Annotated in this window: 10 protein-coding genes; 2 read left to right on the top strand and 8 right to left on the bottom strand. The window is 38.3% G+C overall.

All coding sequences use genetic code 11. From position 1 onward, the window contains the following. Positions 1 to 65: 65 nt before the first annotated feature. From tamL to BGO88_RS03340, 7 genes are all read right to left on the bottom strand, one after another. Positions 66 to 2,375: a translocation and assembly module lipoprotein TamL gene (gene tamL / locus BGO88_RS03370; protein ID WP_286705972.1), complete on the bottom strand. Its 2,310-nt coding sequence runs from the start codon at positions 2,373 to 2,375 to the stop codon at positions 66 to 68. Next, positions 2,365 to 7,446 (bottom strand): translocation/assembly module TamB domain-containing protein, encoded by a 5,082-nt coding sequence (locus BGO88_RS03365; protein ID WP_286705971.1) that lies wholly within the window; start codon positions 7,444 to 7,446, stop codon positions 2,365 to 2,367. The genes tamL and BGO88_RS03365 overlap by 11 nt, the downstream gene beginning before the upstream one ends. A gap of 127 nt (positions 7,447 to 7,573) precedes the next feature. After that, positions 7,574 to 10,183 carry a DNA ligase D gene (gene ligD / locus BGO88_RS03360; protein ID WP_286705970.1) on the bottom strand — a complete coding sequence of 870 codons (2,610 nt, stop codon included), beginning with the start codon at positions 10,181 to 10,183 and terminating at the stop codon, positions 7,574 to 7,576. Positions 10,184 to 10,225: 42 nt separating this feature from the next. Then, positions 10,226 to 11,017 carry a non-homologous end joining protein Ku gene (gene ku / locus BGO88_RS03355; protein WP_056071085.1) on the bottom strand — a complete coding sequence of 264 codons (792 nt, stop codon included), beginning with the start codon at positions 11,015 to 11,017 and terminating at the stop codon, positions 10,226 to 10,228. Between the two features lie 130 nt (positions 11,018 to 11,147). Beyond that, entirely contained in the window at positions 11,148 to 11,450 is a 303-nt protein-coding gene (locus tag BGO88_RS03350; RefSeq protein ID WP_286705969.1) for a hypothetical protein, read from the bottom strand. A gap of 15 nt (positions 11,451 to 11,465) precedes the next feature. Next, positions 11,466 to 12,101, bottom strand: a complete 636-nt coding sequence (locus tag BGO88_RS03345) for a YciE/YciF ferroxidase family protein (protein WP_286705968.1) — start codon at positions 12,099 to 12,101, stop codon at positions 11,466 to 11,468. Positions 12,102 to 12,269: 168 nt separating this feature from the next. Beyond that, complete coding sequence (locus BGO88_RS03340) at positions 12,270 to 12,788, bottom strand: lipocalin family protein (RefSeq protein ID WP_286705967.1); 519 nt, start codon at positions 12,786 to 12,788, stop codon at positions 12,270 to 12,272. A 299-nt stretch (positions 12,789 to 13,087) separates the two neighbouring features. Between BGO88_RS03340 and BGO88_RS03335 the strand changes: the two genes are divergently transcribed. Together BGO88_RS03335 and BGO88_RS03330 are read left to right on the top strand one after the other, a co-directional pair. Further along, entirely contained in the window at positions 13,088 to 13,762 is a 675-nt protein-coding gene (locus tag BGO88_RS03335; RefSeq protein WP_286705966.1) for an SRPBCC family protein, read from the top strand. A 297-nt stretch (positions 13,763 to 14,059) separates the two neighbouring features. Beyond that, positions 14,060 to 14,503, top strand: a complete 444-nt coding sequence (locus tag BGO88_RS03330) for a hypothetical protein (RefSeq protein WP_101471898.1) — start codon at positions 14,060 to 14,062, stop codon at positions 14,501 to 14,503. 738 nt (positions 14,504 to 15,241) lie between these two features. Here BGO88_RS03330 and BGO88_RS03325 read toward each other — a convergent pair. Further along, a complete protein-coding gene (locus BGO88_RS03325) occupies positions 15,242 to 15,646 on the bottom strand; it encodes a VOC family protein (RefSeq protein WP_286705965.1) in 405 nt (134 codons plus the stop codon). Between the last annotated feature and the right edge of the window lie 6 nt (positions 15,647 to 15,652).

Genomic DNA, 15,652 nt, shown 5'->3' with positions numbered 1-15,652 from the left:
AAAGCTTTACGCTCTTGCGCCTTTGCGTAAAATAATTGCTCACAAAGGCGTAAGGGCGCAAAGTATTAGAATGGATAGCCAATGGCTAAGTTAAAGACCAGATTTTCTTTTCTCCAATCTGGGTCACCAAATCGGACTTTATCAATTACCCAGCGGTCGCCTTCAGGAAGATAAGGCTTGCGGAGAGGGAAAGCCAAATCCAAACGTAAAACCAAAAATGAAAGGTCAAATCGCAGACCGGCTCCTGCACCAACAGCGAGCTCATCTATAAACTTACTCGAAAAACGGGCACCTGCTTTATTTTCATTGTCGTTCATCAGCCAGATATTTCCGGCATCTACAAATAAGGCACCATGAACAATGCTAAATAATTTGGCCCGGTATTCTGTATTCAGTTCCAGTTTCAAATCTCCGGATTGGTCGGGCAGGAAGGAGCTTTCTTCTACATTCGGGTTATAGGTTCCGGGACCAATAGAGCGCGCCCTGAATGCCCTGATACTGTTAGTTCCGCCTATGAAAAATTGCTTGATAAAAGGAAGTTCTTTTGAGTTTCCGTAAGGTATTCCTACACCGACAATAATTCTGCTTGCCAGTTGTGAATCGCTTCCAAGTTTTAGGTAATGGCGGAATTCATTTTCCAATTTTACAAACTGGCTGAACGGAACACCCAAAATCTGTTTCGGATTGTCTGAATTGCCTCCCATAATTAATCCCGTTGCCGTAGCTGAAAGGTCTATGCTTCCTTTGTAATAGAAAGTGTTTGTGCGTCTTCTTCGCATCGTATTGGTATAGGTATAGGAATAAGTAGGACCAAAAATCAGCTGCTTTTCAATAACGCGTGCTAAGGAAGGATTTCCGGGCGTTTCCTCTGTTCCGTCAATTTGTGCCTGGTATTCTGCTGAAACATTACCGGAACTTACATAGGTAACTTCCGTAAGATTCAGCTGGTGTTCCTTTCGGGCATTTTCTTTCCATAAATAACCAAAAGAACCTTTAAAAGTATTTAGAGTATAAAGACGTTGGCGTTCCTGATGTTCATAGCCTATTAATGCCCTGGTTTTGGGTACAAATCCGCTACCGGATTCGAATTTGAAAGGCGCAATAAAACGCGGCCATATCAGGCTGGTTTCACCTCCAAAACGGAAAACATTATAGCCTTTATTCTGGCCGGAAACCTGTACTTCCATACCGCCAAAAGCAGTAATCGTGAGTAGTTCGGCTCCTTTGAAAGTATTTCTGTTGAGCCAGTTGACGTTGAGTTCTGTTCCGGTGTAGTTGGCAGAGTTTGTCTTACCCAGTACTTCTACACGAATGGATTTTTTAGGAAGTGGCGTGAGATAATAATAGGCATCCAGTGCATCATCAATAGAATCTGAAACACGGAATTCATTTTTTACAAACTTGAAGGTTCCCAGATTGACCAGACGATTGAGCGAAAGGTTATGGTCTGTCCTGTTGTAGACATCGCCTTTTTTGAAATATAAAGTCCTGTCATAAATACGCGGATTAAATGTTTTTGTCGTGTCAATAATGGTAAGGTCCTTGTATTTTTCAGCATACGACTTATCTTCGGAAATACTGTCTGCTGTCAGGGAATAATTCGGATAAATATAGGTTTCATTAATCTTGTAAATTTTTTTGGAACGTTCCGGCGTTTCATTTTTTACCTTAACAATTAAATCTACTTCCTGTTTTCCTACCGTACTATCGACCTGTACCAAAATAAAATCAGGACTGAAATAATAGTAGCCTTTTTCTTTTAGGCGGGTATCGATACGTTCTCTTTCATCTTTAATATTGTCAAGACTATAAGCATCGCCTACTTTTAACCTGCTTCGACGCTGTAATCGGGCAATATTTTTTGATAGTTCTGAAGAATCGGAAGGAAACGTAACGCTTTTGATTTTGTACTGCTTTCCAGGGCGTACGGTATATTCTGCCGTGACTTTTCTATTACGGCTTGTTCCGGTTGAATCGGATTCTGTTCTTACTTTAAAATAGCCTTTGTTTTCGGCATAATTTTGAAGTATGCTTTCGTTGTATTCCAAATCGACCTGACTAAAAAGCACAGGCGGTTCTCCTACCTTATTGCGGAGCCAATACCTAAAACCTTTGTCTTTTTTAGGCTCGCCGGCAATGTTATAGAAATAAAGTTTAGGGCGTAGCCCTAAGAATTTTTTATTAGGCAACGGGCGTAACAGTGGCTCCAGTTCTTTTTCCAGATTTTTTCTTTCTTTTCGGGATAGGAGTGAGTCTTCTACTTTTACCTTACCGCCTACATAGAGTGCTTCGCCTTCTTCAAGATATTTCAGATTGCTACAGCCATACAAGAAAAGTAAGGTAAAAAAGAGCGTATATTTCAGGCTAGTTTTCATTGTCGGTTTCATTTTCTTCTTTTTCTTTGGCTAATCTTTCTTTTTCTTTTTGTTTTTCCCGCAGTTCTTTTTCTCGTTTTCGGGTTTCTTTAATCATTCTTTTTTCTTCTTCGGTTCTGTGGAAAAGTTCCCGGAATTTATTGTAGTCCATTGTAATGATAAAAGCTACTCCGGTTTCAACCACTTGTCCCTGTAAGGCAACCTGGTATTGGTTTTTTCTGTACGCACGAACCATATAGCGTCCGTCTTTGGTCAATTGGTAATCGGCAGAAACGTCTCCTGCAATGTTTGTAGTTTCTTCATTGGCTTGTTGAGGACCTTCAATGCCAAAGCTGCTTCCTACGGTTACTTTTAGCCGGTCATTCAGCAATCGTTTTGACAGGCCTACATTAAGGTCGGTTCTGTCTTCTCTTGAACCTGTTGTATAGTCTTCTCTGGATTGCAGGTCAAAGTCAAGTTCTACGCCCTGAATCAGGTCGCTGGCGAGATTATTCAGTTGCTGTGACAGGATTTTGCTCACACTTTGTCTGGCAATTGCTCCAGCGCTTGTTCCTCCCGCATCACTGGCAAAAGGATTTTCACCAATAAAACGGCCTAACAGCAAGAGTGCAAAAACCTGTTTGTTAAGTTCGCCCGGCTCCTGGCGAAGCTGTGCCAGTTTTGTTTTTGACGCAGAAATGATTTCAGTAGCTACGCCATAATTTCCATCCGGAAGTACGATATCAAAAGTAATTTCCGGTTTCAGTAATTCGCCATTCATTTTCAATAACGTCTGGAACGGAATTTTTTGTTTGTAGGTGTTCCGAACGGCTGGTGCGGCATTGCCCAGCTGATTGTCCAGCAAATCAATAGGAGCGGTTTCTATTTCATAAACGGCAGTAATGTTGACATCTGCCGAAGTAGGTTCTCCCGTCCAAAGTATATAACTGCCTTCCTTGATATCGAATTTTCTTTTAATGAGGTTATAGTTCATTTGATAAGCACCTTCGTTGAATTCATATCTTCCGGTGAGCGTTGTTTTTCCGGATTCATCTATACCGCCGGTGAGCTGGGCTTCGCCTTTCAGGTTTAAGTAGTCTCCGTTTCCTTTGTCGATAATCATTGTCAGCTCAGCTTCTTTTACGATTTCGATGTTTACGGAAACGTCCATACCTTTAAATTGGGTTTGTGTCAGTGCCTCGGTAGGAGCCGTAAAACGCTTGTCAATTTGTACTTCGTCCTGGTCGATAAATTCTACAATTCCCTCACGATCGGCCAAAGATGGGTCGGATTGGGGCAGTACGATTGTAAGGTCCGTGTCTTTGTTTATTTTGAGCGTACCGTCAACTACGGGTTTGTTCAGGTCTCCTTTTACGCTAAGATTTGTATCGAGTACCAAAACGCCATAATAAAGGTCATTGTCTTTTTCTTTCGAGTTGAGTGCCTTGAAATTGTCTGCCTTGATTTTTAGGTCAAAACCGAAATCACTGTAATTGGTTGTAAGTACGCGTCCGTTAACCGTCAAAAGATTGTCTTCGGCATCAGATATTGAAAAATTATTGAAGCCAATTCCGGTATTGGTAAACGAAATCTTATCGTTTATGGATTTGAATTTGGAAGCAAGCTGTTTTACTTTGAATCCAACTTCATTAAACTGCAATTCCCCAATAACACTTGGTTGTTTTGTGCTTCCGGTGATTTTGAAATTTCCTGTCAGGAATCCGGTACTTTCTGTAAGATTGCCCATTGTAAATCCCTGGATGGCTTTCATGTTGAGTTTTTCGATATCCAGTGTCATATCGAAAGTACTGTTGTCTGTTTTGTAAATTCCATCAAGGTTTACCTGATTGCCATCTCCGGTAATAGCGACATGGGCATCGAGTGTATTGGCTGTTTCATTATCTACCTTAATGCTGATATTTCCTATAGTGTCTTTTTTGAAACTGAAATCTTCAATATTCAGGTCGGCAGTGAAAGTGGCATTTCCGGTCAGGTTTTTAAGCAATACGTTTCCGTCAATTTTTCCACCTGCCAGAAGCGTGTCTTTTTGGATAGCACTGGTAATGGTTTCAATTTTGAAATCGTTGAAAGTCACGTCTACCGGTGCATTTGGCTTTTCGGATTGGGATTGGAGTTTTATGGAGCTTCCATCATTGCTTAATTCGAAATTATCCGCATAGATACCCTTGTCTCCAAAACGTATAATGTTGTCTCTTTCAATATCCCAAGGCTCATAGTTTAATACCAGACCATCAGGTTCCAGGGAAATTTGCGTATAACCTTCGGCAGACATCAGGTTTCCGGCTATCAGATAGTGGTCTTCATCTTTTTTATCTCTGACGAGCAACGTATAGTTGATTTTGTTGTTTTTTACTTCACCGGAGAGGCTGGTATAAGGCAGATTAATCTGTGAGTTTTTGATGTCGTCAATAACCAGGCTGTATACTAATGCACTATCTGCGGTTTCGATATCCAATTCACCATTTGTGATAGTATTCGCACCGTATATAATTTTTGGAATTTTTCCGTTTACAGTAATACTGTCGCCTTCGCTATTGTATCTTCCGGTGATTTGAATAGGAGAGATACTGGTGAGTTCCGGTACAAGCTTTAGCAGAATAGGGTCATCTTTGATTCCTACTTTAAGGTCAAATTGTTGAGGTTTGGTTGCCTGTTTTTTTCCTTTTGGGTTGGTATCGTAATATTTGGCAATTGAATTGGTTAATGCTGTCGGAACCTGGTCAATTTGGAATTTCCCGCTAAGTGAAGCATCAATAAATTGCGATTTTAATGTGATGGTATCACTTTCTGCAGTAGATATGGCCGCTATTTTTATAGAATCCAGGGCATAGGTTTCTTTCGCATCTGCAACCAGTACGTTATGAATGTCGATTCTTCCGTTTAGGAAGGCAGGGTCAGAGCTGGTGATATCCGCATATACATTACCACGAATTTTTAGAGGACCGGCATGCAGGTTGAGTTTTTCCAAATCGGCAATATCGGTATTGAGTTTTAGTTTAACAGCCGGATATTTGTCCTTAAAGTTTCCTTCCGCATCCAAAACGAATGTCAGGTTGGCATCATCCATTCCGGCCTTGACGTTAAATTGTCCGTTTTGTATGGCACCTTTTAATTTCAGGTCACGATAAACATATCTATTAAATTCTGCTTTTACCAGCCTGCCGTCAACAGTTGCATTTGCTGTTTTAGGATTCAGTCCTGTTCCGTTGACTTTCGCCCTAAGGCTTATTTTTCCGAGTGAGTCGTTTTTGAGCAGCTTGCCAATATCAAAATTGTCGATTGTGGCATCGGCATTGTATTTTTCATGGTTTTTTCTTCTCTGGTCGAATGTGGCCTTTATTTTGGCTTTTCCGAAACTGCTTGCCAGGGCCATGTCTGTATTAAAATTAGAGACAGAGCCTTTGAAAAACCCGTTCAATGACAGTTGTGCCGGAAGTTGGATATTGGAGGGAATTGTGCCTTCCGGAACAAAGGTATTGATGTCTTTTGAAGAGGTTTTGAGTTCGCGGATTTTTAAATCGAAGTAGGTTTTTTCTACATCAGGAAGTCCTGTAATTCTGCCACTGGCTGCGACGACTGTTGTTCCAATACCGCTGATTTCAAGGTTAGGAATGGTGATGTCGCTAACTTTTCCGTAGACTTCACTATTAATATACATTACCGCATTCGGATTGGTTTTAAATGGGTTTGTATTTTCAAGAGTAGGGACAAACAGCAATATGTCTTTAAAACCAACACGGCTGTCTTTAAGCGAGGCCTTGATTCCGAGGTTGCCTAAATTGTCTGCAATGGTAGCAATGTTGTCGTAGGTAATGTTGATTTCGTCTTTGATTTCAGTTTGAGGCGTTTTCAGATATAATTTTTTGAGCGTGGCTCTTTTTGTACCATAGAAAAAATCGGTTCGAAAGGATTCGATAGCCACACCACTGTGGTCATTCATACTAAATGACTGTATATTTCCTGAAATAGTATCGGCGCTGTAATAGAGTTTTTCACCCTGAAGCTCTACATTGTCAAGATTGAGGTGCTTGTAATCAATTCCCTTTTTAGCCCTTACTGCATTTTCATCGTCAAAACGGAACGCAATATTTTTTAGAGAGGTCGTCTCTAATTTTACTTTCCAGTTTGGTGCGGTTGCTTTTAAAGAATCGGGTGTCTGGACCGCAATTTTTTTGTCGAGTTTGCCAAATGTGAGCCCGCCTTTTATACCATCAATTTCGAAATTTTTAAGGTCAATGTATTGCTTTTTGAGGTCTATCGTATTAAATTCAACAAGTAATTTTTTCAGATTTATACCTGTATTCAGGCGGGTTCCTGCATTATCAAAGCCAATATTGATGTTGGCAAGGTTGATTTCTCCCAGCTTCAGATTGAGTTCGGGATTTCGCACGGCTTCATCCGCAACCTCAACTGTATTTTGTGCAACTTCTTCTACAATTTCGCCTTGTTTCAGCATTAATTTAAAGCCATCCAGATTGATTTTCGGCACTTCAAAATCCATTTTTTCAAGGTCGAATTTTGTGATTTTCGTATCAAAATGCTGCAGGTAGGCGGTCAGGTCGTTTTTTGAAATCTGATCGTCAAAGCGAACCCTGATTTTATCAAGGTTTATTTTTTTTATAGAAAACTGCATCGGTTCCGAATCTTCTTTTTTGGGTTCTTCGGAAGCAAAGGCTTTGATGATATAGTCAAAATTGAATACGGAATCTTTGTCTCTTTTTATAGTTGTTGTGATTCCTTGCAGGTCAATAGAATTGATTTCTACCTTGTTTCGCAATAATTTAAACAGGTTGATGTCTACTTTCAGCTTTTCGCCAGCCAAAAGCGTATCGCATTCCCGGCTTTCAAAATAAATACCTTCGACAATTACTTTTTTAGGAAACCCAATCTCGATTCGTTTAATTTCAACGGGCGTCTTAATTTTTTCTTCAAGATAGGAAACGGCTTTGTCTTTAATAAGGTTTTGGAAATAAGGAATTTGTATTAAAATTATAATTAGTAGAAGTAGACCGAGAATTCCTCCCAGGGTCCAACCAATAATTTTGAGTCCTTTTTTGACGTACTTATTCAAGCGTATTTTGTTTTTATTCACTCTAAATTTAAGAATTTAAAAGTTTACTTTTATTAAATACTTCCCAAAATGACAGAAAAAAACTAACAAATTTAGTTTTGAACTTGATGTAATTTTGAGTGACTTTTTAAATCTTATCCAAAATTAATTTTAAATCAATACTTTCCTTAAAAAAGTTCTTCCACAAATCACCTTTTTCTTTCAGACGTACTGGAACCGTTTTGATATTAAAATTACTGAAATCCAATTTTGAATCGATTTCTTCCCATTCTAAAGGAGTACTTACTGTTGCATTTTCTCTGGGACGTAACGAATAGATACTGGCCATAGTTTTTCCTTTTCCGTTTTGCAGGTAGTCAAGATAGACTTTTCCTTTTCTTTTGGAAGGACTTCTTTCGAGACTCACAATATCCGGAAGTTTTTTGAGTACCATCTGGCTGACAATATGTGAAAAAGTGCGTGTCTGGTTATAAGTGTATTTTGGGAGTATGGGGATAAAAACATGCAGTCCTTTTCCGCCGGAGGTTTTTAAATAGGCAGGCACTTGCAGTGAATCCAATATTTCTTTTAAGGTTAGTGCTGTTTTGATGATTTTTTCCATACCGGCTTCGTTTGGGTCCAGATCAAAAATAATATAATCCGGATTGTTGAGCGTACCCACACGGCTGCTCCACGGATTGATTTCAATACAACCCCAATTGGCCAAAAAGAGCAAGGTGTCTTTGTCCTGGCAGAGCAGGTAGGTTATGATTTCATCGGTTGATTTTGATTTCAGCTTTCTGGTTTTAATCCAATCCGGAACCTGTCCTTCTACATTTTTCTGAAAAAAACCGTCTTTGGTAATTCCGTTTGGAGTTCGTCTTAAAGATTCCGGACGGTCTTTAAGATAGGGAAGTATGTATTCTGCCACCGTATCGTAATAAGCTATGACATCACCTTTGGTATATTTTTCTTTGGGCCAGAATATTTTATCGAGATTAGAAAATTCAGTCTTGCTTTCGGGAATATCCATAGTTTTGGTCTTTTCGGGTTTATCAGTTTTTGCTGCTTTTGATTGTAGTTCTTTTACAGCTTCTTTTGTTGGTGTTTCTTTTTCTCTGCTCACTTCATGCGCTTTTTTATCTTCCCTTAATCCCAGAAAAACGGGATGGCGCATACTGCCGGAATCTGTCCATTCCGTAAATTTTAATTGGGCTACCAGTTCAGGAGTGACCCAATGTGTTGCGGGAAATTTTGGCGCAGTTTTGAAAGGACTCGTTTTCCGCTCCATTTTATCAAGTTTTGAGCGAAGTTCTTTTAAAGTGGCATCATCGAAACCGGTTCCAACCTTACCTGAATATATAAATTCATTACCATTGAAATAACCGCAGAGTAGTGCACCCAATCCGTTTCGGCTTCCCTGCGGTTCTGTAAAACCGCCAATTACCATTTCCTGTTGTTTGATGGTTTTGATTTTGAGCCAATCTTTGGTTCGTTGGTTCTGATGGTATTTTGAAGTAATTTTTTTGGCAATGATTCCTTCTCCTCCTAATTTTTGTATGGCTTCAAAGGTTTCCTTTCCCCGACCTACGGTGTGGGATGAAAATACAATAGTGTCTGATTTCGGCAGGATGGCTTTTAGGATTTTTTTTCGCAGTTGGAGTTCAAGTTGCCTCAAGTCATAGCCGTTGAAGTAAAGTAAGTCAAAGACATAAAATTTTAATTTGCCTTTTTCAGGATTTTCGTCAAAATGCTGCAACCATTGGAAATGACTTTTTCCCTTGGTGTCTTCTACAACGACTTCACCATCTAATATTACATCGTCTTTTATGTTCTTCAAGGTTTTGGCAACGGCTACGTATTTTGTATTAAAAGAAATACCGTTTCTGGAAATGAGATTGACCTTGTTTTTTTGGATTTGTGCCAAGGCACGATAGCCGTCAAACTTATTTTCGAAAAGCCAGTTTTCATTATCAAAAGGTTCTTCGGCAAGCGTGGCAAGTTGTGGTCGCCAATCTTTTGGGAAAGATTTTATTTTTTCTGCATCGACGAGGTCTTCGGCAGAAAAGTCGGCTTCATTTCGGATTAACGTTTGCCTGGGTTTTTTCTTTTCCGGGTCTTTTTTTTCTTCTTTTTCTATTTCGGTTTTTGAAAGTTTTTTGCCTTTTTCAGAACTGTATACGGCTCCGTTTTTTTCTATTCCTTTAAAATCCAATCCTGAAATGGCTGAGTTTTCGTCGAACTTCACATTTGTTCCCGAAAATTCGTCTTTTGATTTCATTAATAGCCAGAGGTTATCTTTGCCTTTCATTTCGACCAAATGCCAGGCGCCGGATAATTTTTTACCTTCGATTACGATTTTGATAGCACCATCTGCCAGTTGTTTCTTCATTATTTTATTATCCTGACTAATGGTTTTTTCTGGATTTTCCGGACGATAGGTTCCATAATCCCATACCATTACGGTGCCACCGCCATATTCTCCTTTTGGAATAGTTCCTTCAAAGTCAAAATAATCCATGGGATGGTCTTCGGTTTGAACTGCCAGACGTTTGTCTGATGGATTGGCAGAAGGACCTTTTGGCACGGCCCAGCTAACCAGAACGCCATCAATTTCTAATCGGAAATCATAGTGCAGGCGAGAGGCAGCGTGTTTTTGAATGACGAATGACAATTTGCCTTTGGAAGTTTTTTTGATTCCTTTAGGTTCCCGGGTTTTGGAAAAGTCTCGTTTCTTATTATATTTTTCAAGTCCCATGATTTTATTCTTTTAAGCCAAATAGGAATGATTAAGCGGTAATTAATTCTTTATTGCTTCGAGGCTTGCTTTTAATTGTTCCAATAAATCGTCGGCAGCTTCTTTTTTGGCTTTCGGTTTGGTTTCAGTTTCAGTTTCTTTTTTTGCCGGCTTCCCTTTCTCTTTGGTTTTTTTCCTGATGATTTTCAGAAGCTCGTCTTTATAGGTGTCTTTATATTTTTCAGGTTCAAATTTGTCAGTAAGCTGGTCTATAATGTTTATTGCCATATCAAGTTCTTTTTTGGAGATTTTGACATCATCTGGAATTTTGGCTTCGGAAGGATTTCTGAGGTCCTGGTCAAAACGGATTTGGATTAGCAGGATAGCATTGTCTTCAATTTTGAGGATGCCTAAATGTTCCGTGTTTCTGAGTACAAATTTCGCCAGTCCAACTTTCCCCGACTTTTTTAATGCTTCGCGCAATAAGACATATGTTTTTTTGGCTTCTTTTGCCGGTTCAACTATGTAAGGTTTTTCGAGATATTGTGCCGGGATTTCCTCTTCCATCACAAATTCAAAAACGTCTATTGTCTGTGTCTTTTCAGGCATTGCTTTAGCAAAATCGGATTGATCAAGTACAATATAATCTCCGTTTTCTTTTTTGTAACCTTTGGCAATATCTTCCCAGGGAACTTCTTTTCCGTCTTTTTTACATACCCGGACAAATTCGATAGCACAGTGGTCTTTTTTTCGAATCATATCCAAATCAATTCTATGCGTGACCGAACCGCTGAAGAGTCGTACAGGTATATTAATCAGGCCAAAACTGATACCTCCTTTCCAGATTGCTTTCATAGTATTTCTTTTTATGCGTACTTAAATTTATCAATTTATGGTAAGAAACGGAATTGCTTTAACATGCTTTTCACGTCCTGTCTGAAATAAGAACGGAGGCAAAAGCCTCCGTCATCCTTAGGAATTATGGTTATGGGTTGGTGTCGGTTCCGGTGCGTTTCTGATTCCGTTTTGTCTCTTGCGGATCGTCATCATATTCTTCATCATCGGTTAAAGAATCGTCATCGTCCTCAAAGCCATCATCGAGAAAGTCATCATTATCTTCATCTTCATCGTCAAAATCCCTGTCTTTGTCGTGTGGATTATTATTATCCCTGTTCAGTTTCGGATTATCGATATCTCTTTTATCATTTTCTGCTTTGAGGATATTTGAATCCGGACTGTTCTGATCAGGATTTACATCTTCTTCCAGATTGTCATATACTGGTTTCATACTGTCTTTTTTAGGTTATTCTTCGTTTTCGTCAATGTCATCGGCGGCATCAAAGTTGATGGTGTTGTTAGCATCCTGAGTAAGCATAACATCTGCTTCTTTTTCTTCATTTAATGTCATTTCCAAAAGCTTTGCCGCTTCGTCTTCTCCTAAGATTTTAGCAAAAGTGCAGAGTGTTCCGTAGCTGGCGATTTCATAATGTTCTATTTTTTGGGCAGCGGCTATGATACCGGCATCACGTACGGCACCCGGTTCTGTTTCTTCTAATATGCTTTCTCCTTCTTTGATAAGTCCTTCCATGGCATCGCATTTTTTTGCCGTGGCTTTTTTTCCTATGCTTTCAAATACCTGCTCTAGTCTTGTTATTTGCTCCAGGGTTACTTCGTGATGGTCTTCGATTGTTGTTTTTAAATTTTCTGCTGTGGCATTTTTGGCCATTTTAGGAAGTGCTTTAGATAGTGCTTTTTCTGCCCATAAAATATCTTTTAGCTGGTCAATGAACAATTCTCTTAAACCTTCGGCAGCATTGGATTTTGGTTTTACAGTTCGCGAACGCGAATTTGAAGCTGTTTTTGATTGAGAGTTTTTATCATTGGTTTTTGTTGCGGTAGTTCTGCTTTTTTGTGTTGCAGAGGAATTGGAATTTTTCATAACAGTTTGGTTTTTAAGTTGATTTATTTCAAAGTTCTAACTTGAAAGCGCTTTTTTACTTATATAATTGGATAAAATTTTTATATGTTTGGATAGGTTACAAAAGCGGGAATTGGACATAAAAAAAACTGCTTCGTTTAGAGAAGCAGTTTTTGTAAATGTTATTGGTTATTGTTTGGTAAATACCGTCGTAACGCTACCAACCCTATTGTATGCTACACCTTCCGAATTTCTGTCAGGATAGGTTGTTAAGGTTGTTGCTTGGGTTAGCGTTCTGCCGTTGTTAGACCTTACAAAGTTTAAGGTTACTTCTGTGCCATTTTCCTGTTCGTAAGTAGCGGTTATGACGCTATTGGTAGCAGTCCATGTACCACTTACCGTATTATCTGCACAAACCGCAACACCTGTACTGGTATCAATCAGGATATAATCCATATCATAGGTGAAAGTATTGTCTGAATTGAAGTCGATTCTTCTTCCATCATAACAACTGCTTTCATCCATTTGATTGGTGGATGCTGTTCCGTCTTGATTGAAATCCGTTGCTGCTCCGGTATTGAATTCTGTCAGGTCATATCTTCCTGCGATACTTCCTATGTTGTTGTTGTTTGATGAATCGTCATCACTTGAACAAGCCCCAAAACTGATGGCCAAAATGGCCATAGCTAAAATTTTTACTTTTTTCATAACACTGTTTTTTAGGTTAGTTATTTGTACTAGTTTACTAGCTGTTTTTACAAATTTCAATAGTAAGACGTGTTAATTCTTTATATTATTTTCAACGATGTTTATATAATTCTTTTTAAATGTTAAAAAAAGTTAAAATTTTAAAGAATAATTAGCAATAATTCAAAACCTTTATGATATATGATTCTGGTTTAGGAGTTAAAAAGTATACTGACGTTAAAACTTGGTTAATGCTGATAAGCAGTAAAATAGATTTGAATTTTTAGTTCTACATTTAATAGAAATTAAATTGTTTGGATATGAAAGCACAAGAATTAATTTCCCGATTATCTGATCTGGAGGTCAATGTTGGGAATACAGAAAGGCTACTTTCTGTTTTATCCGGTTCGGTATTGCTTTATGATGCCCTGGTTAAAAAGCCCAAAAACCTGCCAGGCGCATTGTTAGCCGGATTTATGATTTTTAGGGGAACCAGTGGTCATTGTTTTGGATATGCGTTGCTAAAAGACAAACCCAAGGTCGAAAAATCTAAAAATATACTGATTAAGACCCAGATAATTATTGATAAGCCGGTTTCAGCAATATATGATTTTTGGCGCAATTTTGAAAATCTGCCTTTGTTTATGAAACATCTGGAAAGTGTTGATGTTCTTGATGATGAAACTTCGGAATGGAGGATGAAAATACCGGGAAATCTTGGAACCATACCATGGAAAGCAGCTATTATCAAAGATGAAAAAGATAAAGAAATTCGTTGGCGTTCCTTTTCAGATGCTTTGATTCACAATATAGGAAGTGTACAGTTTTTTGATAACGGTGATGGAAGAACAAGATTATATGTTATAATTGCTTATTATCTTCCTTTTGGTACTATAGGAGAAACAATTGGTAAAGTATTGGCCCCAATTTTAGAGAATACTATTGAAGAAGATATTAAAAGATGCAAGCTGCATTTTGAGAGCGGATTAGCATAGATATAAAAATCCCCATCGTTAGATGGGGATTTCAAACAAATAATAAACCTCAAAAATAAATACAAACTCAAGAGATCTTGAAATTGAAATTTTAATTGTGATTTTTATTATCGGTTTTTATTATAATTCTTCAATTTTACAGTATCAAAGTTACGACCACATATTTCAAAGTGGTTATATAATTGTGATTAATTTTTATATCATTTGAAAAGCATAAAAAGGGTATAATTTTTTCTGTAAATTATATAAAACCAAAATCGATTTTAATTGTAATCTTTAATTAAAATCAATTTAGGTATGGAACTTGTGAAAATTTGCCTTGCAGCTTTGGCGGGAACCTATGTTATGACGGTTTTTAGCGGTTATGTATCCAATCGGTTTCAGCATATTTTTAAAGAACCGGTAGTTTTGAGCCTGGTTTTATCAAAACTGGCTCACAACAAATCCCTGAATCATATATCGACATGGGAGCAAGGTGTCCGTTATCTTGCAGGATTGTTTGTAGTGTTGTGCTATCATTATATCTGGACGCACACGGATATTGATCCAACCTGGTTCTGCGGTCTTATTTTTGGCATTATTACCGGACTGGGAGCCATTTTTTACTGGTTTTTTCTTTTCCGTGTTTCTTCTGTTTCAAAAGCGCGTTTTCAGGATTATTATCTTCCGTTGGTAGCTGCTTATATTTTGTTTGCCATGACGGTGATTGTAGTATATCGTGTTTTTGCTCTTTTTGAATAAAACGGTAAAAAACTCTCGTTATCCATAAAGTACTTTTACATATGTAAGGATATAAACTAAGCAACTCAGAAACCTTAGTATTTTAATATCTTTTTTAGAACGCGGATTTAACGGATTACAGAAATTACCGCGAATTTGTGAAACTTACCGCTTTAGAATCTTAATATCTTAGCGTCTTTTTTAGAACGCGGATTAACACGGATTACAGAAATTAGCGCGGATTTGTGAAACTTGCCGCTTTAGAATCTTAATATCTTAGCGCCTTTTTTAGAACGCGGATTAATACGGATTACAGAAATTAGCGCGGATTTGTGAAACTTACCAATTTAGAATCTTAATATCTTAGCATCTTTTTTAGAACGCGGATTAACACGGATTACAGAAATTAGCGCGGATTTGTGAAACTTACCAATTTAGAATCTTAAATCTTAGCATCTTTTTTAGAACGCGGATTAATACGGATTACAGAAATTAGCGCGGATTTGTGAAACTTACCGCTTTAGAATCTTAATATCTTAGCGCCTTTTTTAGAACGCGGATTTAACGGATTAGAAGAAATTACCGCGAATTTGTGAAACTTACCAATTTAGAATCTTAATATCTTAGCGTCTTTTTTAGAACGCGGATTAATACGAGTTAGAGAAAGTAGTGCAGATTTGAGAAGTTTACAACCTTAGCATCTTAGAACCTCAGCAACTTAGCATCTTAAATAAAAAAACACGGCCAAAGCCGTGTTTTTTATTGTGGCATTGCGCTTATATCCATATAGGCAATTTCCCAGAGATGTCCGTCCAGGTCCTGAAACCCGTGTCCGTACATCCAGCCATGATCCTGTTTGTCAACCGGTGTTGTAGCACCGGCAGCGACGGCTTTTTTCACCATTTCGTCTACGGCATCACGGCTCTCTGCCGAAAGGCAAATGATACTCTCCGTATATTTGCGGGTATCACAAAGCTCATTTTTGGTAAAGTTCAGGAACAAAGGTTCGACTACCAACATCACGAAAATAGTATCGCTAATAATCATGCATGTTGCATTTTCATCTGTGAACTGAGGATTGAAAGTGTAACCTAGTTTTCTGAAAAATTCAATAGAGCGGTTAAGGTTCTTTACGGGAAGGTTTACAAAAATTTGTGTTGCCATAGTCTT

This window comes from Flavobacterium sp. 38-13, from assembly GCF_001899155.1.
Classification (GTDB): domain Bacteria; phylum Bacteroidota; class Bacteroidia; order Flavobacteriales; family Flavobacteriaceae; genus Flavobacterium; species Flavobacterium lindanitolerans.
Note: the sequence above shows the minus strand (reverse complement) of the source record. Positions and strands in the feature narration are given on the sequence as shown.